The organism is Streptomyces sp. NPDC093149, assembly GCF_044754145.1.
Classification (GTDB): domain Bacteria; phylum Actinomycetota; class Actinomycetes; order Streptomycetales; family Streptomycetaceae; genus Streptomyces.
Map to the genome: position 1 here is coordinate 224,626 of NZ_JBIVON010000012.1, position 22,599 is coordinate 247,224.

21 protein-coding genes are annotated in these 22,599 nt (G+C 70.3%); 13 read left to right on the top strand and 8 right to left on the bottom strand.

Translation table 11 applies throughout. From position 1 onward, the window contains the following. Positions 1-71 precede the first annotated feature (71 nt). The 4 genes from ACIQCZ_RS31185 to ACIQCZ_RS31200 form a co-directional block, all read right to left on the bottom strand. Positions 72-1,046 carry an acyl-ACP desaturase gene (locus tag ACIQCZ_RS31185; RefSeq protein WP_376277969.1) on the bottom strand — a complete coding sequence of 325 codons (975 nt, stop codon included), beginning with the start codon at positions 1,044-1,046 and terminating at the stop codon, positions 72-74. Between the two features lie 237 nt (positions 1,047-1,283). After that, the gene (locus ACIQCZ_RS31190; RefSeq protein WP_402287126.1) at positions 1,284-3,575 is read right to left on the bottom strand and encodes an ATP-binding cassette domain-containing protein; all 2,292 of its coding nucleotides are present in this window, start codon (positions 3,573-3,575) and stop codon (positions 1,284-1,286) included. Between the two features lie 166 nt (positions 3,576-3,741). Next, a complete protein-coding gene (locus ACIQCZ_RS31195; RefSeq protein ID WP_402287129.1) occupies positions 3,742-3,933 on the bottom strand; it encodes a hypothetical protein in 192 nt (63 codons plus the stop codon). An 11-nt stretch (positions 3,934-3,944) separates the two neighbouring features. Further along, positions 3,945-4,796 carry a helix-turn-helix domain-containing protein gene (locus ACIQCZ_RS31200; protein WP_402287132.1) on the bottom strand — a complete coding sequence of 284 codons (852 nt, stop codon included), beginning with the start codon at positions 4,794-4,796 and terminating at the stop codon, positions 3,945-3,947. Positions 4,797-5,017: 221 nt separating this feature from the next. Here ACIQCZ_RS31200 and ACIQCZ_RS31205 point away from each other — a divergent pair, with 221 nt between their 5' ends. Further along, positions 5,018-5,422 carry an ATP-binding protein gene (locus ACIQCZ_RS31205; protein ID WP_351072712.1) on the top strand — a complete coding sequence of 135 codons (405 nt, stop codon included), beginning with the start codon at positions 5,018-5,020 and terminating at the stop codon, positions 5,420-5,422. 126 nt (positions 5,423-5,548) lie between these two features. Here ACIQCZ_RS31205 and ACIQCZ_RS31210 read toward each other — a convergent pair whose 3' ends face one another. Continuing rightward, positions 5,549-5,965 (bottom strand): SsgA family sporulation/cell division regulator, encoded by a 417-nt coding sequence (locus ACIQCZ_RS31210; RefSeq protein WP_402287134.1) that lies wholly within the window; start codon positions 5,963-5,965, stop codon positions 5,549-5,551. A 184-nt stretch (positions 5,966-6,149) separates the two neighbouring features. On the opposite strand from ACIQCZ_RS31210, the gene ACIQCZ_RS31215 reads away from it, so the two are divergent. Continuing rightward, complete coding sequence (locus ACIQCZ_RS31215) at positions 6,150-7,265, top strand: WD40/YVTN/BNR-like repeat-containing protein (protein ID WP_402287135.1); 1,116 nt, start codon at positions 6,150-6,152, stop codon at positions 7,263-7,265. A gap of 66 nt (positions 7,266-7,331) precedes the next feature. On the opposite strand, the gene ACIQCZ_RS31220 is transcribed toward ACIQCZ_RS31215, so the two are convergent. Continuing rightward, the gene (locus ACIQCZ_RS31220; protein ID WP_402287138.1) at positions 7,332-7,631 is read right to left on the bottom strand and encodes a YciI family protein; all 300 of its coding nucleotides are present in this window, start codon (positions 7,629-7,631) and stop codon (positions 7,332-7,334) included. A 268-nt stretch (positions 7,632-7,899) separates the two neighbouring features. On the opposite strand from ACIQCZ_RS31220, the gene ACIQCZ_RS31225 reads away from it, so the two are divergent. Next, on the top strand, positions 7,900-8,577 hold the full coding sequence (locus ACIQCZ_RS31225; protein WP_402287141.1) for an endonuclease V: 678 nt from the start codon (positions 7,900-7,902) through the stop codon (positions 8,575-8,577). A gap of 57 nt (positions 8,578-8,634) precedes the next feature. Further along, complete coding sequence (mmpA, locus tag ACIQCZ_RS31230; protein ID WP_402287143.1) at positions 8,635-8,778, top strand: morphogenic membrane protein MmpA; 144 nt, start codon at positions 8,635-8,637, stop codon at positions 8,776-8,778. Positions 8,779-8,829: 51 nt separating this feature from the next. Here mmpA and ACIQCZ_RS31235 read toward each other — a convergent pair whose 3' ends face one another. After that, on the bottom strand, positions 8,830-10,020 hold the full coding sequence (locus ACIQCZ_RS31235; protein WP_402287145.1) for a saccharopine dehydrogenase family protein: 1,191 nt from the start codon (positions 10,018-10,020) through the stop codon (positions 8,830-8,832). A gap of 724 nt (positions 10,021-10,744) precedes the next feature. Between ACIQCZ_RS31235 and ACIQCZ_RS31240 the strand changes: the two genes are divergently transcribed. Genes ACIQCZ_RS31240 through ACIQCZ_RS31260 form a run of 5 tightly spaced genes read left to right on the top strand, consistent with a single transcriptional unit; the run spans position 10,745 to position 16,706 of the window. Continuing rightward, complete coding sequence (locus ACIQCZ_RS31240) at positions 10,745-11,887, top strand: CaiB/BaiF CoA transferase family protein (RefSeq protein ID WP_402287147.1); 1,143 nt, start codon at positions 10,745-10,747, stop codon at positions 11,885-11,887. Beyond that, entirely contained in the window at positions 11,887-12,033 is a 147-nt protein-coding gene (locus ACIQCZ_RS31245; protein ID WP_402287150.1) for a hypothetical protein, read from the top strand. The genes ACIQCZ_RS31240 and ACIQCZ_RS31245 overlap by 1 nt, the downstream gene beginning before the upstream one ends. A gap of 16 nt (positions 12,034-12,049) precedes the next feature. Further along, positions 12,050-13,192, top strand: coding sequence for an acyl-CoA dehydrogenase family protein (locus ACIQCZ_RS31250; protein WP_402287153.1), 1,143 nt, complete (start codon positions 12,050-12,052; stop codon positions 13,190-13,192). A gap of 36 nt (positions 13,193-13,228) precedes the next feature. Further along, positions 13,229-14,443: an acetyl-CoA C-acetyltransferase gene (locus tag ACIQCZ_RS31255; RefSeq protein ID WP_365689791.1), complete on the top strand. Its 1,215-nt coding sequence runs from the start codon at positions 13,229-13,231 to the stop codon at positions 14,441-14,443. A 55-nt stretch (positions 14,444-14,498) separates the two neighbouring features. Continuing rightward, a complete protein-coding gene (locus tag ACIQCZ_RS31260; protein ID WP_402287155.1) occupies positions 14,499-16,706 on the top strand; it encodes a 3-hydroxyacyl-CoA dehydrogenase NAD-binding domain-containing protein in 2,208 nt (735 codons plus the stop codon). 21 nt (positions 16,707-16,727) lie between these two features. On the opposite strand, the gene ACIQCZ_RS31265 is transcribed toward ACIQCZ_RS31260, so the two are convergent. Next, entirely contained in the window at positions 16,728-17,459 is a 732-nt protein-coding gene (locus ACIQCZ_RS31265) for a MerR family transcriptional regulator (protein ID WP_402287158.1), read from the bottom strand. A gap of 213 nt (positions 17,460-17,672) precedes the next feature. Between ACIQCZ_RS31265 and ACIQCZ_RS31270 the strand changes: the two genes are divergently transcribed. The 4 genes from ACIQCZ_RS31270 to ACIQCZ_RS31285 all read left to right on the top strand — a co-directional run bounded on the left by ACIQCZ_RS31270 (position 17,673) and on the right by ACIQCZ_RS31285 (position 22,545). Then, positions 17,673-18,149 (top strand): macro domain-containing protein, encoded by a 477-nt coding sequence (locus tag ACIQCZ_RS31270; protein WP_402287160.1) that lies wholly within the window; start codon positions 17,673-17,675, stop codon positions 18,147-18,149. Between the two features lie 340 nt (positions 18,150-18,489). Next, the gene (locus ACIQCZ_RS31275) at positions 18,490-18,648 is read left to right on the top strand and encodes a hypothetical protein (RefSeq protein WP_402287162.1); all 159 of its coding nucleotides are present in this window, start codon (positions 18,490-18,492) and stop codon (positions 18,646-18,648) included. 33 nt (positions 18,649-18,681) lie between these two features. Then, positions 18,682-19,713 (top strand): helix-turn-helix transcriptional regulator, encoded by a 1,032-nt coding sequence (locus tag ACIQCZ_RS31280; RefSeq protein ID WP_402287165.1) that lies wholly within the window; start codon positions 18,682-18,684, stop codon positions 19,711-19,713. Positions 19,714-19,848: 135 nt separating this feature from the next. Continuing rightward, positions 19,849-22,545: a M4 family metallopeptidase gene (locus tag ACIQCZ_RS31285; protein ID WP_402287167.1), complete on the top strand. Its 2,697-nt coding sequence runs from the start codon at positions 19,849-19,851 to the stop codon at positions 22,543-22,545. Positions 22,546-22,599: the final 54 nt, after the last annotated feature.

Sequence of the window (22,599 nt, forward strand, 5' to 3'; positions counted from 1 at the left end):
CCGGCCCCGGCCGCCGGACAGGACGGCCGACATGTGGCCCGTCCGGCGGCCCGGGAGCAACGGACGGGGCGTCAGGCCCCGGCGCGCGCGGCCATCCGTGCCTTGCGGGCAGCGAGCTTCTCGTCGAACTTCGCCGCCTCGCTGTCCAGACCGCCCATGTACAGGCCCAGCTCCTCCTGCGCCCGCAGCCCCTCGGGGCCCAGACCGTCGATGCTGAGGACCTTCAGGTAGCGAAGCACCGGCTGGATCACGTCGTCGTGATGGATGCGCATGTTGTAGATCTCGCCGATCGCCATCTGTGCCGCGGCCCGCTCGAAGCCCGGCATGCCGTGACCGGGCATCCGGAAGTTGACGACGACGTCACGCACGGCCTGCATGGTCAGATCCGGGGCGAGTTCGAAGGCCGCGCCGAGGAGGTTGCGGTAGAAGACCATGTGCAGGTTCTCGTCGGTCGCGATCCGCGCCAGCATGCGGTCGCAGACCGGGTCGCCCGACTGATGGCCGGTGTTGCGGTGCGAGACGCGGGTGGCCAGCTCCTGGAAGGCGACGTACGCCACGGAGTGCAGCATCGAGTGACGGTTGTCGGACTCGAAGCCGTCCGCCATGTGCGCCATCCGGAACTGCTCCAGCTTGTCCGGGTCGACGGCGCGCGAGGTGAGCAGATAGTCGCGCATCACGATGCCGTGCCGGCCCTCTTCCGCGGTCCAGCGGTGCACCCAGGTGCCCCAGGCGCCGTCACGGCCGAAGAGGGAGGCGATCTCGTGGTGGTAGCTGGGGAGGTTGTCCTCGGTCAGCAGATTCACGACCAGCGCGACCTTGCCGATGTCGGTGACCTTGGACTGGTCGGCCCGCCAGGCCTCACCGTCCTCGAAGACGCCCGGGAAGTTCCGCCCGTCGGAGAACGGCACGTACTCGTGGGGCATCCAGTCCTTGGCGACCTTGAGATGGCGGTTGAGCTCCTTCTCCACCACCTCTTCCAGGGCGTGGAGCAGCTGGGCGTCGGTCCACGCCCGGGGACTGCCGAGGTGGGGAGCGGTGATCGTCACGGGGACTCCTGGGGACGGGAGAAGTACCTACGGGAACGTAGGTTACGAGACCGTAGGTTAAAGCGGCAGTAAGGCCACCGCCAAGCCGGCCCCCGCGATGCCCGATTACGTATCGTTATGTACGCAGGTCGTGAGCGGCGGAGGCTGTCACTCCGCCCGACTGTGGAACGTGCCGGACCTCCCTCGGATGCACGGATGAAGGGGCGCGTCGGGGCGGCCGGATCCGCGAAGGCGCTCTCACCCGCCGTCGCCCGGGTGCGCCGACCCCAGGTCCCGGCGCAGGTGTTCGGCCGTGAAGGAGGTGCGATTGGCGAGCAGCGCCGTCGGGGTCCCCTCGAAGACCAGCTCGCCGCCGTTCCTGCCGCCCTCCGGGCCGAGGTCGATCACCCAGTCCGCGCGTTTGAGCACATCGAGGTTGTGCTCCACGCAGATCACGCTGTTGCCGCTGTCGACCAGACGGTCCAGCAGTTCGACGAGCGTGCCGGTGTCCGCCATGTGCAGTCCGGTCGTCGGCTCGTCCAGGACGTAGACACTGCCCGTGCGGTGGAGCCGGGTGGCGAGCTTGATGCGCTGGCGCTCACCGCCGGAGAGCGTGCTGAGCGGTTGTCCCAGCGTCAGATAGGTCAGGCCGACGTCGTCGAGCGTGCGCAGCTTCCGCAGCAGCGCCGGGTCGTCGAAGAGCTCGGCCGCCCGCGCGGCCGTCATCTCCAGGACATCGACGATGGACGCGCCACCGACCCGGTGCTTCAGCACGTCGTCGTGGAAGCGCCGCCCCTCGCACACCTGGCAGGTGGTGGTCACCGGGTCCATGAAGGCGAGATCGGTGCAGATGATGCCGCGGCCCGCGCACTGCCCGCACGCCCCGGCGGAGTTGAAGCTGAACAGACCCGGATCGACACCGTTCTCCCTGGCGAAGATCTTGCGGATGGCGTTCAGCGCGCCGATGTACGAGGCCGGGGTGGAGCGGGACGACGCGGTGATCGCGCCCTGGTCGATCACCACCGTGTCCGGGTACGCCGCCGTGAACACCCGGGAGACCAGCGTCGACTTCCCGGATCCGGCGACCCCCGTCACGACTGTCAGCACACCCTCGGGGAACGCCACGTCCACCCCTTTGAGGTTGTGCAGCGCGGCGCCCGTCACCGGCAGCCACCCGGTGGGGGAGCGGACGGTCTCCTTCAGCGGCATCCGGCGGCGCAGGCATCGGCCGGTGAGGGTGTCCGCCTCGCGCAACCGGTTCACCGGGCCTTCGAACACGACGTGTCCGCCGTCGCTGCCCGCTCCCGGCCCCATGTCGACGATGTGGTCCGCGACAGCCATCACGTCCGGGTCGTGCTCGACGACGACGACCGTGTTGCCCCGGTCGCGCAGCCGTACCAGGAGATCGTTCAGCCTGCCGACGTCGCGCGGATGCAGGCCCACGCTCGGCTCGTCGAAGACGAACGTCAGCCCGGTCAGCGAACTGCCCAGGTGCCGGACCATCTTGAGCCGCTGCCCCTCCCCGCCCGACAGGGTGGTGGTCTCCCGGTCCAGGCTGAGATAGCCGAGGCCGATGCCCACCAGACGCTCCAGCCGTTCGCGTGCGGCCGAGGCGATCGGACCGGCCACCGGATCGTCGATCCGGGCCAGTACCTCCACCAGATCGGCCACCTCCATGCGCCCGTAGTCGGCCACGGTGAGCCCGTCGACACGGGTGGCGAGTGCCGCCGCGTTCAACCGCGCGCCACCGCAGGACGCGCAGACCGACTCCGTGGTGAATCGCAGGGCGGCCTCGCGCCGCCGCTCGGAGAGTGCCTCCGTGTCCCGTTTCAGATGGAGCCGGGTGAACCGCTCGACGATCCCCTCGAACCGCATCTCGGCGGATTTCGACTTCAGCTGCAGTTGTACGGTGAATCCTCCTCCGTGGAGCAGGAGCCGGAGCTCCTCCTCGGTGAACTCGGCGAGCGGCTTGTCGTTGTCGAAGCGCCCCGAGCCCGCGTACAACTGCCATTCCCAGCTGCCCACCGAGAGCCCCGGCAGCAGCAGCGCGCCCTCGTTGAGCGACTTCGTGACGTCGATCGCCCGGTCGATGTCGAGACGGACCGTGCGCCCCACACCGTCGCACTCCGGGCACATTCCCGCGGGATCGTTGAAGGAGTACGCGGTCGCGGGGCCCGCACTCGGTGTCCCGTACCGCGAGAACAGCACCCGGATCACGGACCAGATGTCGGTCGTTGTGCCGACGGTGGAGCGGGCGTTGCCGCCGATCGGCTTCTGGTCGACGACCACCGCCACGGAGAGGTCGTCGATGGAATTGGCATGGGGCCGCTCGTACTTCGGCAGCCTGTTGCGGATGAACCAGGTGAAGGTCTCGTTCAGTTGGCGCTGCGACTCCACGGCGATCGTGTCGAAGACGATCGACGACTTGCCCGACCCGGAGACTCCGGTGAAGACGGTGATCCGCTCCTTGGGGACGGTGAGGGAGACATTGCGCAGATTGTTCGCGCGTGCTCCGGTGATGACGATGCTCCGGTCCTGTTTCCGATCCATGCGCCCGAAGCTAACGGCGATACCCGACAGCTTCTGTCCGGATTTTCCGGGCGGGTGGGATCTTCTCCAGGACCGGACGCGCCGGCCCCGCCGGTGGGGCGCTCGGAGTTGTCGGCGTACTCGGAGCGAACGCGTGCGGGGGCGGAGGCACGGTGGGGCGGGACGGTCAGAGCAGATGGTCCGCCGCGCCGGACTTCACCGCGGAGATCAGCGCCCGCAGCGCCTCCATGGAGTCGCTGACATAGGCTCCGGTGTCCGTGGTGCTGCCGATGTACGCCCTGCCCTGGTCGTCGAGTCCGAAGCGGAAGCAATTGGCGCCTTCGCTGCAGAAGGCCTCGTCCCAGCAGATGTCGGTCATGTTCTCTCTCCTCAGAGGTCCTGGGCTATGGATCGGATGAAGTCGCGCGATTCCTCGACCGGCAGCGCCAGCGTACGCAGACGCTCCAACAGGCCCCGGTACCGCCGCAGTTGCATGTCCGAGTCCAGCAGCATCGAACCGTGCGAGGAGTCGAGCTGCACGGTGTCGAGCTGGGGTATCGCGGCGCCCACATAGGTGAACGACTGGCCGGCGCCCGGGAAGCCGCCGGCGGTGAACGGGATCACCCGGACCGTGATCCGGTCCCGCTCGGACTGGTCGACGATGTGGTCCAGCTGCGCCCTGGCCACCTTGGGCCCGCCGAACTGCATGCGCAGCGCCGCCTCGTGGACGATCGATTCGTACAGCGGTGGCCGGTCCCGCCTCAGCACCTCCTTGCGGCGCAGCCGCAGGGAGAGCCGGGCCATCAGGTCCGGGCCGGGCAGTTGCGGATCGGCCGTGTCGAACACCGCTCGGGCGTGTTCCTCGGTCTGCAGCAGGCCGGGGATGTGCGTGGTGGTCGATGTCGTCAACTCCACCGCGTGATATTCGAGTTCGGCGATGTCGAGCAGTCCGGGCAGCAGCAGTCCGCGATGCTCCTCCCACCATCCCCGGGCCCGCTCCTGGGCGATCTCGGCGAGCAGGTCGACCAGACCGGTGTCCGGGCAGCCGTAGTTGAAGGCGAGGGTGCGGACCCGCTCGGCGCTGATGCCGAAGCGGCCGGATTCGATGTTCGGGATGCGGGTGCGGTCGACGCCCAGCAGGGCGGCGGCCTGCTGCACCGACATTCCCGACTGCTCGCGCAGCTTGCGCAGTTCGTGCCCGAGGCGCTGCTGCCGGGCGGTCGGGGTGCTTCTGGGCGGCACGGCAAATGTCCTTCCGAGGGGGCGGGTTGAGCGAAACGACCGGAACGGCACAAGTAGTAGCACTGTGCTCCGGTGTGCGCTACGGTCGGTAGCGCAAGTCTCACACGGGGCGACCGCGCCTATGTGTGATCGTTAACACAATTACCGGAAATGTGAGCATCTTGATGAAGGGCGCACTGCGTTGTCTTCCGGCCCTCACGCCGGCCGGCCCCCATCCTCCGGTGGCGGACAACCTCAGCTATTCGTTCGCACTGCCGGGCGGCGCCTTCTGCGCCGGTCTCGCACGAAGTGCCGTGGGTGAGCTCCTCACCCGGCACGGGCTCGCGGAATTCCGCGAAACGGCCGTCCTCGCCGCTTCCGAACTGGTCGCGGCCGCCTACCGGTTCACCCCCGACCGGGAGATGCTGCTACGGGTGCACTGGCAGTTCGACGCGCTGCGCGTCACCCTCTACGACCAGCATCCGTCCCACGGCTCGACCGAGAAGTCCGAGACCTGCCGGGAACGCCGGAGCGAAAGCATGTGGCTGCTGGCGGCCGCGGTCGATGCGCACGGCGGGGACTGGGGACTGGCCCCGGCGCTGACCCCGTCCGGCGGCTGCAAGACCTGGGCCTTACTCCACCACTGACCCCGTCGCCGACCGTTCCTCACCGTGCATGCCCGCCGCCCCTCGGCCGCGATGTGTCACCACAAATCCCGCCGGGCGAGAGCGCCATCGGCGCCGCGTGACAACACCTCCCCGCCCGACGCCCGGTCAGCAGGACCCGCCGAGCAGATGGGTCAGACCCCGGTCGAGGTCCAGGAACCGGTGCTCGTCGCCGGCCGGCACCAGTTCCTGCGCCCGCTCAAGGAAACGACGCAGCTCCGCGGTGCGGACGTGGACCATCGCGATTCCCTCGTCGGCATGGAACTCCAGGACGGTGCGGTCGTATCCGAACGGCCTGATGCGCACGTCCCCGACACCGGCGGCCGCGTCCATTCCGGCCGCGAGCAGTTCGCGGGAGAACTCCCACGACACCTCGGTGCCTTCCAGGGTCGCCGTCGCGGGGAACGCCATGCGCACGGCGAACGGATCCCTCCGGTCGTACTGCAGAGTGGCGGGAAGGGTCTCCATCCGCGGTGCGGATGCGACCATGCGGGCCTGCACGGACTGCTCGATGACGGTGGACAAGACCTGCTCCCTTTCTCGGCCGGACGAACGGCTCACGGCACTGATGGAGACGACGCAATCGCCTCATCCGTGCACCGGAGGGCGGCGTGAGTTGCATCACCGCGTGCCGTCGCACCGGTCGCGTGCCCGAATCCGGCCGACGCACGCTGGACGGCGCGCGGCTCGTGGGCTAGCTTCCAGCGCCATGAGGGCCAAGGGAAAGACGAGACGACTGATGTCATGGGGGCTCAGTGCGGTGGCGCTGGCCACCGCGCTGGCCACGCCGGCAGCCGCGGCGACACCGGGGCAGTGGCACCGGCCGGGCGAACCGGCGACCTGGCAGCTCACCGTGACCGGGACCGACGCCCGCTTCCGCGGACTCGCCGCCGTCAGCCGTCGTACCGCCTGGGTCGCCGGCTCGAAGGGGACGGTGCTGCGCACCACCGACGGCGGCCACCACTGGCGCGATGTGTCACCGCCGGGCGCGCCCCAGGAGGCGCTGGAGTTCCGCGACATCGAGGCGTTCGACGCCCGCCGCGCGGTGGCGCTGGCCATCGGGGAGGGCGAGGCCTCCAGGGTGCTGCGCACGGACGACGGGGGAGCGACCTGGACGGAGTCGTTCCGTAACACCGACGCCCGCGCCTTCTACGACTGCCTCACCTTCTTCGACAGCAGGCACGGACTCGCGATGAGCGACCCCGTGGACGGCAAGTACCGCATCCTGTCGACCGAGGACGGCGGCCGGAGCTGGCGGGTGCTGCCCAGCGCGGGCATGCCGGACGCCCAGGCCGATGAGGCGTCGTTCGCCGCCAGTGGTCAGTGCCTGGTCGCATCGGGGCCCAAGGATGTCTGGCTGGCGACCGGGGGCGCCGCCACCGCCCGGGTGCTGCACTCCGCCGACCGCGGGTTGACCTGGACCGCGACCGAATCGACGATCCCCGCCGGCGCCCCGGCACGCGGTGTCTTCGGACTGGCCTTCCGCGACCGCCGCCACGGCATCGCGGTCGGCGGCGACTACGGGGCCGGCCTGCCGTCCCCGCACGCCTCGGCGGTGACGGTCGACGGCGGTCGCAGCTGGCAGCCGTCCGCCAACCCGACGGCCGCCTATCGCTCGGGCGTCGCCTGGCTGCCGCACAGCAGGTCGGGTGCGCTGGCGGTCGGTCCGACCGGCACGGACCTCACCGCCGACGGTGGCCGCACCTGGCGCACGGTCGACACGGGGTCGTACGACACGGTCGACTGCACACCGGACGGCGGCTGCTGGGCCGCAGGCGAGAAGGGACGAGTGGCGCGCGGGGGGATCCGGGACGCCGACGGCTGAACGGGGCCGGCCGGGTCGCGGCAGTGACCTGTTCGGTGATCGAAGGAGGCGGGGCCCGGGTATCCGTTACCCGGGCAACTGCTCCCGGTACGGGGCGAGTTCGTCCGAGGTCTTCGTCGCGGTGAACTCCGTGATCCGGTAGGCGCACACGCCCTGCGCGGTGAACGGGTCCTGCGCCACGATCCGCTCGATCCGCGCGCGATCACCCCCCACCGCCAGGATCACCCCGCCGTCGCGCGGGTTCTTGCGGCCCGACGCGATGAACACCCCCTGCGCGTACTGTGCGTCCAGCCAGGCGACATGGTCCGGCAGCAGCGCGTCGACGCGCTCGACGGGTGCGGTGTAGGTCAGCTCCAGTACGAACATGATCGTCAGGCTACGGCACGAGCGCGAGGCCGGCCCGGCCGCGCTCCCGACGGGCCCGTCACCGAACCGCCGGTCCGGCCGTGATCCGCCGGACCCGCGGAACGGGGCCGGACCATCGGGTCGGCCGCCCCAAGGACCGTCCCGTAATCCCTGGTGGACCGGCGCGCGGCGTCGGATGCGGGTGCATCGCGAGGCGGAGGGACTTCCGCGTACGTCCAGAACCGCGCCCGCCAGGGGTTTCGGGGCAGCCATTAGACTCGACAGCACTATGGCAACCCTCCAGACGCCCGCCGACGAGGTCGAAGCCCGCGCGATCCAGGACTTGCTGCGCCCGCGGGTGGTGCTCGACGAGATGGGCCCGCCGCCCGGTACCGGCAGGGTCACCGGGGTCGATGTCGCCTATGACGACGAGCGCGATGTCGTCGTGGCGGCAGCGGTCGTGCTCGACGCGGCGACGCTCGACGTGGTGGCCGAGGCCACCGCGGTCGGCCGGGTCACCTTCCCGTACGTTCCCGGACTCCTCGCCTTCCGCGAGATCCCCACCGTGCTGGACGCGTTGGAATCGCTTCCCGTCGACCCCGGACTCGTGGTCTGCGACGGCTACGGGCAGGCGCACCCGCGCCGTCTCGGACTCGCCAGCCATCTCGGGGTGCTCACCGGACTCCCGGTGATCGGCGTCGCCAAGAACCCGTTCACCTTCTCGTACGAGCAGCCGGGCAGCCGCCGGGGCGACTGGTCGCCGCTGCTCGACGGCGAGGAGGTGGTGGGCCGGGCGCTGCGCACCCAGGACGGCGTCAAGCCGGTCTTCGTGTCCGTCGGACACCGGACCGGGCTCGACAACGCCTGCGCCCACACCCTGCGCCTGGCCCGCGACTTCCGCCAGCCGGAGACCACCCGGAGGGCCGACGCGCTGTGCCGCCGGGCCCTTGGGGAAGCGACCGCCTGAGTATCTGAGTATGTGTACGGATAACACCCGCCGATCATGACGGGCAGACTGGTACACATGACCGAACATCGAACGCCCACACGACCAGGCACCGTCTACCTCGCCCAGCGCCGGGTGGCGGTCGGGATGACCCTCGGCATGCTCGCGGGAGCGGTCTGGGCCGTGTCGATGATCTGCACGCTGGTGGCCTGGGCGCTCTGACCCGTCCCTGGGCGCCGGCGCCCCCCGGCCGCCCGGACCGCCCCGTCCCGCTCAGCGGGCCGCCGCGACCCGGAAGCGCAGTCCGGCCGCGCGCAGCCGCCCCAGCAGCGCGTCACCCATCGCGACGGCCGTCGTGACCTGCCCGGATGTCGACGGCAACTCGTCCAGGGCGAGGCAGAGCGCGGACTGTGCGAGCATCTTCGCCGTCTCGTCGTAACCGGGGTCGCCGCCCGACACCTCGGTGAACACCCGGTGCCCGCCGCCTTCGCCGACGAAGCGCACGGTGAACCAACTACGCCGCCTGCGCTCCGCGTCCGGCCCCCGCCCCGGCTCATAGCGGTCCATCAGCCAGGACCGTGCCGCCGGAATCTGCGCCGCACCCAGGAGAGCGGCGAGCGCGGCCGTACCGCCCAGCGCCACCGGCAGATGCTTCACGGAGGCGAAGTGGCGGTAGCGGAAATCGGGGCCGTAATGGGAGAGCAGCCGCGCCGAACGCCTGACGACCTGTGGGTCCAGTGTCGGCAGCGGCAGCGCCCATGTACCGGTCTCCGGACTGAAGTGCGGCGTGCCGAGCGGGGCGCGGGCACGGCGGGCGACCAGGCGGGGTTCGTGCAATCCGCGCTCCCGCGCGGCGCGCAGCATCCGGGGGCCGCGGCCCATCGCCGTGAGCGCGGAGGCGAATGTGCCGCCGGAGAAGACGGCGTTGCTGCGGACGAATCCGTCGATCGTCAGCGGAACGTCCCGCGGCAGTTGCCGGACGGTGAAGTACACCCCGAGGTCGTGCGGTACCGAGTCGAATCCGCAGGCGTGCACGATCCGGGCCCCGGTCTCGCGGGCCCGCGCGTCGTGCCGCAGATACATCCGGTCCACGAACTCCGCCTCGCCGGTGAGGTCCGCGTAGTCCGTCCCGGCCTCGGCGCAGGCCGCGACCAGCTGCTCGCCGTACCAGACATAGGGGCCCACGGTCGTGGCCACCACATGGGTGGATTCGGCCAGTTCGCGCAGTGAGTGAGCGTCGTCCGCGTCGGCGTGCAGCAGCGGGAGGTCCGCGCAACGCGGGTCGACGGCGGTGAGGCGTTCGCGCAGCCGTTCCAGCTTGGCCCGGTCGCGACCGGCCACGGCCCAGCGGCAGCCGGCGGGCGCGTGGGCGGCGAGATGTTCGGCGGTGAGGGCGCCCACGAAGCCGGTGGCACCGAAGAGGACGACGTCGTAGGGGCGTTGCGCCCCGTTCTGCCTGTTCATGAGTGCCTCCGCAGGGCTCGGCGCCGGTGTGGCAGGTAGAGGTTAGTGCTGTGGCCGGAGAGGTGTGCCGGGAGGCTCGCGGTGTCCGGTGCGGTGCGTCGCAAGGCGGAGGATCGCCCTCGTGCCGGCCGCACTCGGGTGATGCGACAACGCGGCGAGGCGCCGTGCCGGGCGTCGCGAGCCGGTGAACCTCTCCGGTTACAGCACTAAGGGCCGTCCCGTGATCCGCGGTGGATCAGCGCGCGGCGTCGGATGCGGTGCATCGCAAGGCGGAGGGGCGTCCGCATACTGGGTGTATGTGGACGTTCCGACAACGCGGCGAGGTGCCGTAGCTGTCGTCGCGTGCTCGCCGGGGATCACGGGACAGCCCTTAGCGGAGGTGTTCGTGGCGGTGTGCCGCCGGGAGGCGATCGTGGGGGAGGATCCCGGGGAAGGAACCAGGACCGACCGGCACAGGGAGGGCGGTGTCGTGGAGCCGATCACGCACTCTCCCCGGGCCTGGAGGGTCAGGGGCCGTCGGCCCTTCAGGCCCTGTCGTCGGCCGGCGAGGCTCCGCGGTGCCTTCCCGCTGTGCCCTGCAACCACGAGTACCGGTCCCGCTCCCTCTCCTGCCCCGTCCGCCGGTCGGTCTAAGCGCTTGCTCGGCCAAAGGGGTTGTGCGGAGCGTGACGCGTTCTTAGCATCATCGCTGTTACATCAGTTGTGTCATACCGCTGGGGGCTAGATGGCAACACTGGAGCACGGCCCGCTCGCAGGCGTGCGCGTGGTCGAGCTGGCAGGCATCGGACCCGGCCCGTTCGCCGCGATGCTCCTGGCAGACCTCGGCGCCGATGTCGTCAGGGTCGACCGGCCCGGCGGCCCGGGGCTCGGCATCGACCCCGCGTACGACCTCACCAACCGCAACAAACGCTCCGTGCTCGTCGACCTCAAGGCCGGGGACGGCCCGGCGAAAGTGCTCGATCTGGTCGAGCGCGCCGACATCCTGATCGAGGGTTACCGGCCGGGCGTCGCCGAGCGCCTCGGTGTCGGGCCGGACGCCGCGCTGGCCCGCAATCCACAGCTCGTCTACGGACGGATGACCGGCTGGGGCCAGGACGGACCGCTCGCCGAACGGGCCGGGCACGACATCGCCTACATCGCCCTCACCGGCACCCTCTCCATGATCGGCAGGCCCGGGGAGCCGCCCACCGTCCCGGCCAATCTGGTCGGCGACTACGCGGGCGGTTCGCTCTATCTCGTCGTCGGTGTCCTGGCCGCCCTCCAGCACGCCCGCACCCCGGGCGGCCGGGGTCAGGTCGTGGACGCGGCGATCGTCGACGGCGCGGCCCATCTCGCCACGATGATCCACGGGATGCTGGCGGCCGGGGGCTGGCAGGACCGGCGCGGCTCCAATCTCCTGGACGGCGGCTGCCCGTTCTACGGCACGTACGAGACCGCCGACGGGCAGTACATGGCGGTCGGTCCGCTGGAGCAGCGGTTCTACGAGGAGTTCAGCAGGCTCCTCGGGATCGAGGACGAGGCCCCGGACCGGGGGGACGTCGCCCGCTGGGACGAACTGCGCACGCTCGTCGCCGATCGCTTCAGGACCCGTACGCGCGCCGAGTGGACCGAGGTGTTCGAGGGCACGGACGCCTGCGTCGCCCCCGTCCTCTCGCTCCGTGAAGCGCCCCGTCATCCGCATGTCGCGGCCCGTGCCACCTTCGTCGAGCACGACGGGCTCACCCAGCCCGCCCCCGCGCCCCGTTTCTCCGCCACCCCCGTCTCCGTACGCAGCGGGCCCGCGCGGCCCGGCGCGGACACCGGGACCGTCGCCGCCGACTGGGACGTACCCGGCCTCGCCGAGCCCCGGAAGGACACCACCGGCTGATGGCGACCACCTCGCCGCCCAACCCCACGGGCGGCCCGCGCGAAGCCTGTGACCGGGGCGCGACCGGTGCGGCCGTCCGCGCCCCGTACTCCCGCACCCCCGCCCTCGTCGCCCGGACCGGCGCGGGACCCGACGTCAGGAACTGACTCCAGGAGGCCCGCAGTGCAGCGGCAGATCTTCACCGAAGAGCACGAAGCGTTCCGCGGGACCGTCCGCACCTTCCTCACCAAGGAGGTCCTCCCGCACTACGAGCAGTGGGAGAAGGACGGCATCGTCTCGCGCGAGGCGTGGCTCGCGGCCGGCCGGCAGGGACTGCTCGGCCTCGCCGTCCCCGAGGAGTACGGGGGCGGCGGCACCACCGACTACCGCTACAGCGCCGTGCTCGCCGAGGAGTTCACCCGCGCCGGTGCCCCCGGACTCGCACTCGGGCTGCACAACGACATCATCGGCCCCTACCTCACCGGCCTCGGCACCGAGGAGCAGAAGCGGCGCTGGCTGCCCGGCTTCTGCAGCGGCGAGACCATCACCGCCATCGCCATGACCGAGCCCGGCGCGGGCTCCGACCTCCAGGCCATCCGCACCACCGCCGAGGACAAGGGCGATCACTGGCTGCTCAACGGCTCCAAGACGTTCATCTCCAACGGCATCCTCGCCGACCTGGTGGTCGTGGTCGTCAGGACCACCCCCGAGGGCGGCGCGAAGGGCCTGTCGCTGATCGTCGTCGAACGCGGCGCGGAGGGCTTCGAGCGGGGCCGCAACCTCGACAAGATCGGCCAGAAGTCCCAGGACACCGCCGAACTGTTCTTCCATGACGTCCGCGTCCCCAAGGAGAACCTGCTCGGCGAGCGGGACGGTGCCTTCATCCATCTGATGACCAATCTGGCGCAGGAACGGATGGGCATAGCCGTCGCCGGAATCGCCGCCGCCGAACACCTGCTGGAGATCACCACGCGGTACGTGAAGGAGCGCGAGGCCTTCGGACGGCCGCTGTCCAAGCTTCAGCACATCCGGTTCGAGATCGCCGAGATGGCCACCGAGTGCACGGTCACCCGCACCTTCATCGACCGCTGCATCGTCGAGCACTCCGACGGCGGGCTCGACGCCGTCCATGCCTCGATGGCCAAGTGGTGGGCCACCGAACTGCAAAAGCGCGTCGCCGACCGCTGTCTCCAACTCCACGGTGGATACGGGTACATGACGGAATACCCGGTCGCGAAGGCTTTCACCGACGGCCGTATCCAGACCATCTACGGCGGCACGACCGAGATCATGAAGGAGATCATCGGCCGCTCGCTGCTCGCCTGACCTTTTTCGCACGACCACCCTCGAAAGGCTGCTGACTTGAGTACCGAAGCGTTTGTCTACGACGCGATCCGCACCCCGCGCGGCCGTGGCAAGGCCAATGGCGCCCTGCACGGCACCAAGCCGATCGACCTCGTCGTCGGCCTCATCCACGAGATCCGCGACCGCTTCCCCGGCCTGGACCCGGCGGCCATCGACGACATCGTGCTCGGCGTGGTCAGTCCGCTCGGTGACCAGGGATCCGACATCGCCCGGATCGCCGCCATCGCGGCGGGCCTCCCGGACACCGTCGCGGGCGTCCAGGAGAACCGCTTCTGCGCCTCGGGCCTGGAGGCCGTCAACCTGGCGGCGGCCAAGGTCCGTTCGGGCTGGGAGGACCTCGTTCTCGCGGGAGGTGTCGAGTCGATGTCCCGCGTCCCGATGGGATCCGACGGCGGCGCCTGGGCGATGGACCCGATGACCAACTTCGACACCGGCTTCGCGCCGCAGGGCGTCGGCGCCGACCTCATCGCCACCATCGAGGGCTTCACCCGCCGCGACGTGGACGAGTTCGCCGCACTCTCCCAGGAACGCGCCGCCGAGGCATGGAAGGACGGCCGTTTCGCGCGCTCCGTCGTCCCCGTCAAGGACCGCAACGGCCTCGTCGTCCTCGACCACGACGAGCACATGCGGCCCGGCACGACCGCCGACTCGCTCGCCGCGCTCAAGCCCTCCTTCGCGGCGATCGGCGAGATGGGCGGCTTCGACGCGGTGGCCCTGCAGAAGTACCACTGGGTCGAGGAGATCGACCACGTCCACCACGCGGGCAACTCCTCCGGCATCGTCGACGGCGCCGCGCTCGTGGCGATCGGCAACCAGGAGATCGGCGAGCGGTACGGACTCACGCCGCGCGCCCGGATCGTCTCCGCCGCCGTCTCCGGCTCCGAGCCCACCATCATGCTCACCGGCCCCGCGCCCGCCACCCGCAAGGCCCTCGCCAAGGCCGGACTCACCATCGACGACATCGATCTCGTCGAGATCAACGAGGCGTTCGCCGGAGTCGTGCTCCGCTTCGCCAGGGACATGGGACTCCCCCTCGACAAGATCAACGTCAATGGCGGCGCCATCGCGCTCGGCCACCCGCTCGGCGCCACCGGCGCGATGATCCTCGGCACCCTCATCGACGAACTGGAACGGCGCGACCGGCGCTACGGCCTCGTCACCCTCTGCGTCGGCGGCGGCATGGGCGTCGCCACCGTCGTCGAGCGTCTCTGACCGTCCCCCGGCCACCCGGGAGGGGCCGGCCCCTCACTTACGGAGAAGAACAGCAATGACCGAGAGCACGACCATCCGCTGGGAACAGGACGAGACCGGCGTCGTCACCCTCGTACTCGACGACCCCGACCAGTCCGCCAACACGATGAATCAGGCCTTCAAGGACTCCATCGCGGCCATCGCCGACCGCGCCGAGGCCGAGAAGGACTCCATCCGCGGCATCATCTACACCTCCGCCAAGAAGACCTTCTTCGCGGGCGGCGACCTCAAGGACATGATCAAGGTCGGTCCCGAGAACGCCCAGCAGGCCTTCGACACCGGTACCGCCATCAAGAACTCGCTGCGCCGCATCGAGACCCTCGGCAAGCCCGTCGTCGCCGCCATCAACGGCGCCGCGCTCGGCGGCGGCTACGAGATCGCGCTCGCCTCCCACCACCGCATCGCCCTCGACGCCCCCGGCTCCCGGATCGGTCTGCCCGAGGTCACCCTCGGCCTGCTGCCCGCGGGCGGCGGCGTCACCCGCACCGTACGCCTCATGGGCATCGCCGACGCCCTGCTGAAGGTCCTCCTCCAGGGCACCCAGTACCCCCCGCGGCGCGCCCAGGAGAACGGCCTCGTCCACGAGGTCGCCGCCACCCGGGAGGAGATGCTCGAAAAGGCCCGCGCCTTCATCGACGCGAACCCCGAGTCCCAGCAGCCCTGGGACGTCAAGGGATACAAGATCCCCGGCGGAACCCCCTCCCACCCGAAGTTCGCCGCCAATCTGCCCGCCTTCCCGGCCAATCTGAAGAAGCAGATCGCGGGCGCCCCGATGCCCGCGCCGCGCAACATCCTGGCCGCCGCCGTCGAGGGCTCGCAGGTCGACTTCGAGACCGCGCTGACCATCGAGGCCCGCTACTTCACCGAACTGGTCACCGGCCAGGTCGCGAAGAACATGATCCAGGCGTTCTTCTTCGACCTCCAGGCCGTCAACTCCGGCGCCGGCCGCCCCAAGGGCATCGAGGAGCGCCAGGTCCGCAAGGTCGCCGTCCTCGGCGCCGGGATGATGGGCGCGGGCATCGCCTACTCCTGCGCCCGTGCGGGTATCGACGTCGTCCTGAAGGACATCTCCGCGGAGGCAGCCGCCAAGGGCAAGGCGTACAGCGAGAAGCTCCTGCACAAGGCTCTCTCCCGGGGCCGTACCACCGAGGCCGAGCGTGACGCGCTGCTGGCCCGCATCACCCCGACCGGTGACCCGGCCGACCTGGCGGGCTGTGACGCCGTCATCGAGGCCGTCTTCGAGGACACCGAGCTCAAGCACAAGGTGTTCCAGGAGATCCAGGACATCATCGAGCCGGACGCCCTGCTCTGCTCCAACACCTCGACCCTGCCCATCACCGTCCTCGCCGAGGGCGTCTCGCGCCCCGCCGACTTCATCGGGCTGCACTTCTTCTCGCCCGTGGACAAGATGCCGCTGGTCGAGATCATCAAGGGTGAGAAGACCGGCGACGAGGCACTGGCCCGCGCCTTCGACCTGGTCCGACGGATCAAGAAGACGCCGATCGTCGTCAACGACTCCCGCGGCTTCTTCACCTCGCGTGTCATCGGCCAGTTCATCAACGAGGGCGTCGCCATGGTCGGCGAGGGCGTCGAGCCCGCGTCGGTCGAGCAGGCCGCGGCGCAGTCCGGCTACCCGGCCAAGGTGCTCTCCCTGATGGACGAGCTGACCCTCACCCTCCCCCGCAAGATCCGCGACGAGACCAGGCGGGCCGTCGAGGAGGCCGGCGGCAGCTGGGCCGGACACCCGGCGGACGCGGTCATCGACCGGATGGTCGACGAGTTCGGCCGCCCGGGACGCAGCGGCGGCGCCGGCTTCTACGACTACGACGAGGACGGCAGGCGCACCCGTCTCTGGCCCGGCCTGCGGGAGCATTTCGGGGGTGCGGGGGGCCGTCCCCCGGGCGTGCACGGCGCGAAGCCGGGCACCGACATCCCCTTCGTCGACATGAAGGAGCGGATGCTGTTCTCCGAGGCGCTGGACAGCGTCCGCTGCCTGGAGGAGAACGTGCTCGTCTCCGTCGCCGACGCCAACATCGGCTCCATCATGGGCATCGGCTTCCCGCCGTGGACCGGCGGCGTCCTCCAGTACATCAACGGGTACGAGGGCGGCCTGCCCGGCTTCGTGGCCCGTGCCCGGGAACTCGCCGAGAAGTACGGCGACCGCTTCCTGCCGCCCGCGCTGCTGGTGGAGAAGGCCGAGAAGGGCGAGACCTTCCACGACTGACCGTGGCTCCGCGGGCCGCGCTCACTCCGCTGTGAACGCGGCCCGCAGTTCTTCCTTCAACGACCGCTGGAACGCGGTCACCAGCGCCTGGAGCACCATCGGCTGCATGTGGGCCGACAGCGACTTCATCGCCGCCAGGTGCTCCGGGTCCGACTCCCGCTCCCGGTACGGACCCCAGACCTCGTCCCGGAAGAGCCGGGTCAGCTCCTGCGCGGCGGACCGGGAGTGCTCCAGCAGAACCGTGCGGGCGGCCAGAATCGTCTCGTGCGCGATCGGTACGTCGAGCAGTTCGACCCCGAGCCGGAGCAGTCCCGGGTCCACCCGATAGCTGCCGTCGGCCGGCTCGGCGCGTTCCAGCACGCCCATCGCGGCCAGCCGCGCCATGTCCTGTTCGGTCAACGCCCGGCCGGCGCGGCGCTCCAGCTCCGCCCGCGTCGCGTCCTCCGGCGAGTCGGGTGCCCAGGCGGCCACCAGAGCCCGGTGGATCGCCAGATCGTGCGCGCTCAGGTCCGGCGGCAACTGCTCCAGATAGCGTTCGATCGCGGCGAGCGTCATGCCCTGGTGCTGGAGCTCCTCGATGAGCGCGAGCCGGGACAGGTGTTCATGGCCGTAGTGCCCGACGCGTCGCGGCCCGATCACGGGCGGCGGCAGCAGACCCCTGGTGCTGTAGAAACGCACGGTGCGTACGGTGACACCGGCGCGTGCCGCCAGTTCGTCGACGGTGAGCGTCGGGTCCTCGGTCCCGGTCGCCATGTCTGCTCCTCGCGTTCCGACCCAGCGGCGAACTGCTGCGTCTGCATCAACCAGGTTCAACAGTATTGCTGTCTCACCATTGTTGTGAAAGTGCCCGGTGGCACCCGGCCCGGTCCCGCCGACAACCCCGCAGGGTGTCAGTCGGTGGCGGAGCCACGACCACCGGAACCCGCTACGAGTATCAATGTCAGTGGTGGCTCCTACGCTGGTGTCATGTCGGAGATCACGTACGTACGGGGCGACGCGACCACCCCACAGGGCAAGGGTGTCAAGCTGATCGCCCATGTCTGCAACGATCTGGGCGGCTGGGGCAAGGGCTTCGTCCTGGCGATCTCGCGCCGCTGGCCCGAACCGGAGAAGGCCTACCGTGACTGGCACCGGGAGCGCGCGAGCAACGACTTCGGCCTCGGCGCGGCTCAGTTCGTCCAGGTGGGTCCGTACCTCTGGGTGGCGAACATGGTGGGCCAGCGGGGGATGCGTACGGGCAGCAAGGGTGTACCCGTGCGCTACGAGGCGATCGACACGGCTCTGGGAGCCGTGGCCGACCGGGCCGTCGAGCTGGGGGCCTCGGTCCACATGCCGCGGATCGGCTGCGGGCTGGCGGGCGGCACATGGTCCCGGATCGAGCCGCTGATAGAGAAGCGGCTGCTGAGCCGGGGCATAGCGGTGACGGTGTACGACTACGACTGAGGGCTGTCCCGTAGTCCCTGGTGGAGCGGCGCGCGGCGCCGGATGCGGTGCATCGCACGGCGGAGGGACGTCCGCACACTGGATGCATGTGGACGTTCCGGCAACGCGGCGAGGTGCCGTAGCTGTCGTCGCGCGCCCGCCAGGGGTTACGGGACAGCCCTCGGCGTCCTTCGTTCGGATCAGACCGCCGGCCGCGGGAGCCGCCGGGCGGGTGATGCCGGCCGGGCGGCCCCGTCCGCGCCACCGTCAGGGCGCCCCGGAACGTGGTTGCCGCGCTCCGCGCGGAATTGGCCGGATAATCTGACTCCCGTCGACGATGCACCAGGAAGGGGTGGGCCCGGTGGCGGGTGTCCAGGCAGCGCGCAAGGCGTGCGAGCGTTACGGCGCGGACGGTGACGGCTGCACGGCGGTGACCGCGGCGGTCAACGGTGCCCGGGACTCCGGCAACGACCGGCCCGCGTCGCCCGACGCGTTCGCACCCCGCCCGAACAGGGTCTGAGCCCTGCACCCCGATGACCGGCCGCACGACCCGATGGACGCGTCCCTGCTCACCCTGCTCGGTCTCGGACCGGACGAGGACGCGGTCTACCGGCTGCTCGTGGACCGTCCCGACAGCGAACCGGCCGCGCTCGCCGGCCCATTGAGCGACCACGCGGTGGCGAGCGCCCTCGATGCGCTCGTCGAACGCGGGCTCGCCAGCGCCGACCGGCCGGACGCCGACAGCCCCTTCCGGTACCGTGCCGCCTCGCCCGTCCTCGCGCTCGGGCCGCTCCTCGAAGCCCGCCGGTCCGCGCTGCACCGGGTCGAGTCGCTCGTGGGGGACCTCACCGAGCGGCACCGTTCCGCGCAGGCGCACGCGTCGGGAGCGCCCGTGGAGGTGCTGTCCGGTCCGGCGGCGATCCGGCGACGCCTGCTGACCATGCAGCGTCAGGCCAGGAGCGAGGTGTGCACCCTGGTGCCGACCAGACACGTGCCCGCGGTGCTCTCCTTCGCGGACAACCATGAGGAGGCGGACTTCGAACTCATGCGCCGCGGTGTGACCGTGCGCAGTGTCGTCGAACGCGCGTGGCTGGAACACCCGGAGACCGCGACCGTGCTGGCGTCCTGCGTGGCCCAGGGCCAGCAGATCTCCGTCACGGACCGGCTGCCGATCAAGCTCGTCATCGTGGACCGCCGAATCGCGCTGCTGCCCCTGGACCCGGAGCGTGAGAGCGAACCCGTGGCGCTCGTGGTGCACCGTACCGGCCTGCTCACCGCTCTCGGTTCTCTCTTCGACGAGCACTTCGAGAAGGGATGGCGGCTGAGCGTGTCCGGCGTCGCCGTGGAGGACGAGTCCCCGGTCGCGGCGGTCGACCGGGAGATCGTCGCCCTCCTCCACGTCGGGCTGACCGATGCCGCCATCGCCCGTCAACTGGGCATGGGCCATCGCACCGTTCAGCGGCGCCTGCACGCGCTGATGGACGAGGTCGGCGCCGCGACCCGCTTCCAACTCGGCTGGTACGCGGCGCGCGCGGGCTGGCTGGACGAGGAATCCGGCAACTCGGTTCCGTCGCAGGTGCCTTGAGGCGTATTTACGCCACGGCATATTCGCGCCATGTCCAGCTCTTGTTAGCGGAACCCCGCGTACCGAAGCATCGACCCCGTCAACCGGACGGGGCGTGCGCGTCCCTCCGGAGAGGTGTGCGATGGGGAGGGTTCTGTGAAGAGAACGACGATACGGCGGATGCTGGCGACCGGTGTGGTCGTCGCCGCCACCGGATCGGCACTGCTGACCGCGCCGGCCTGGGCGGACGACACCGCCGCCGCGGCCGCCACGGCGACGAGCCCGGTGCCGGTCGCTCCCGCGATGACACAGGGGCTGGACAAGTCCGCCCGCGCGGGCACACCCGCCGAGGCCGCCCGGGCCCATCTGAAGGCCCACAAGGACACGTACAAGGTGCCCGTCTCCGACCTGAAGACGGTGCGGACGACCAAGGACGGCAAGCAGTCCTCGGTCCGCTTCCAGCAGAGGCACGACGGCGTCCCGGTGTTCGGCGCCGAGTACGCGGTGCAGACGGAGGCGGCCGACGGCGGCCAGCAGGTCACCTCCGCGACCGGCACGCTCTACACGGACCTCACGGTCTCCACCACGCCGAAGGTGACCGAAGCGACAGCGAAGCAGCGGATGTTCACGCTCGACCGCGGCCTGTCCGGCGTGCAGGGCGCGAAGACCGAGACGCACGGCCTGTCCGTGCTGCCCGACGCCCACGGCGGCAGGCTGGCCTGGCACTTCACCGTCACCGGCGGCAAGGCGGACGGCAGCCCGGTGCGCCAGGAGGTGTACGTCGACGCGCGCGTGGGCGGCATCGCGCTCTCGTACAACAACATCGACGCGGCCGACGCGTCGCCCGCACAGGGGACGGGCGTACGCGTCGACGGCGGCGAGGCGAAGCTGGACGTCAACAAGGAGGCGGACGGCTCGTACACGCTCGTCGACTCCACCCGCTCCATGTACGCGCAGACCGGCGGGCAGATCCGCACGTACGACGCGCAGCGCAAGGACTACAAGCTCGTCGCGGGCGGCCCGGTCACCGACGACATCCCGCTGGGCACATCGGCGAGCGACCGCTTCGACGGCGCGAACACCTCGTCGGGCGCCGTCGACGCGCACCTGAACGCGGCGAAGGTCTACGAGTACTACAAGAACCAGATCGGCCGCGACGGTGTCGACGGCAAGGGCGGCACGATCTACTCCGTCGTCAACGTCGCCTCGAACGGCAAGGACTACGCCAATGCCTTCTGGGACGGTTCCAAGATGGTCTACGGCCACATGGACGGCGTGCCGCTGTCCGTGGGCCTGGACGTCGTCGGCCACGAGATGACGCACGGTGTCACCGAGCACTCCGCCGGGCTCGTCTACCTGAACCAGTCGGGTGCGCTCAACGAGGCGATATCCGACTACTTCGGCAACGCCATGGAGACCGCCGACAAGGGCATCGCGATGAGCGACCCCACGTCCGGCCTCATCGGGGAGTACCTCTGCAACGGCACGAAGCCGCTGGAGGAGTGCGCCCTGCGCGACCTGAACGACGGACGCAACGCGCAGAAGGACTACGAGCCCATCACGCTCGACATCGACAACGGCGGGGTGCACTACAACTCCACCATTGTCGGCGGCGCACTGTGGGACATGCGCAAGAACCTCGACAGCAAGCTCGCCGACCGGATCATCTACCGGTCCGCGCAGAACTACCTCACACCGCTGTCCGGCTTCACCGACATGCGTGACGCGGTCACCCTCGCGGCCAAGTCCCTGAACGTCTCGAAGGCGGATCTCGCCGTCATCGCCAAGGCCTTCGACGACCACGGCATCGAGACCGGCTGGGAGCAGAAGGGCGGCACGCACGACGGCACCACCATCGGCGCCGACATCCTGCCCGCGTACGAGGTCTACGGCGGGGTCGACGAGCAGGCCGCCCAGATCAACGGCGACGTCTACGCGATCAGCCACGGCGACGCCATCGCCTGGGACCAGGGCAGCGCCGCCTTCGGAATCACCGTGGGCCGCTTCGACAAGAAGCCGACGCACGAACTGGCCCAGAAGGACGCCTACCTGCTCGACCCGTCCCTGGACGACGACCGGATCGTCTTCACCCGGATCGCCGCCGACGGCATCGGCATCTACCAGTCCGGCAACAAGGGCCAGGGCGGGATCAAGAAGCTGGTCGACGAGCCGGGCGTGGACGAGACCGAGCCGGTCACCGATCACGGCGCCCTCGCCTACATCAGCACGAGCGCCGACGGCGAGCAGGACGTCATCCTCCGCAAGGCCGACGGTACGACGGTCAACGTGACCCCGGAGGCAGGCACCAAGGCCGCGCACCTCACGATGAAGCACGGCACGATCGCCTGGGCCGGCGGCGACGGCACGTACGTCTACGTCCACGACATCGCGAAGGGCACCACGCAGACCAAGCGGATCAGCGGCTTCCTCTTCAACTGGGTCTCCGACATCCAGATCACCTCGGACCGCGTCTTCTGGCGCGAGACGGGCGGCTTCCTGATCCCGAGCACGACGTTCATGTCGGCGCCGCTCGGCGACCTGTCCAAGGCCGCGAAGCTGCGCTACCCGTCGAGCACCTACGTGGCCCAGTTCTCGGTGAACGACGACTACTTCGCGTACTCCACGTACGACATCTGGGGCGGGCTCGGCGCCTGGAACGGTCCGATGAAGGCGATGGTCTCCAAGACCGCCGACGTGCTCGCCGGTCTCAACAACTACAGCCGGGTCTCCTGCTCCTCCGGAGCCCAGCTGGCTCCGTCCCTCGGTGACGGCCAGCGCGTCGCGTGGCTCGACACGAGCGCCGCGGCCACCGATGTGGTGACCCGCGAGACGTTCGCCGGGACCTGCGAGTAGTCCCGGGCCGTACCGCCCGGCCGCGTGCCGGGCACGCGGACCCGGCGTGATCCA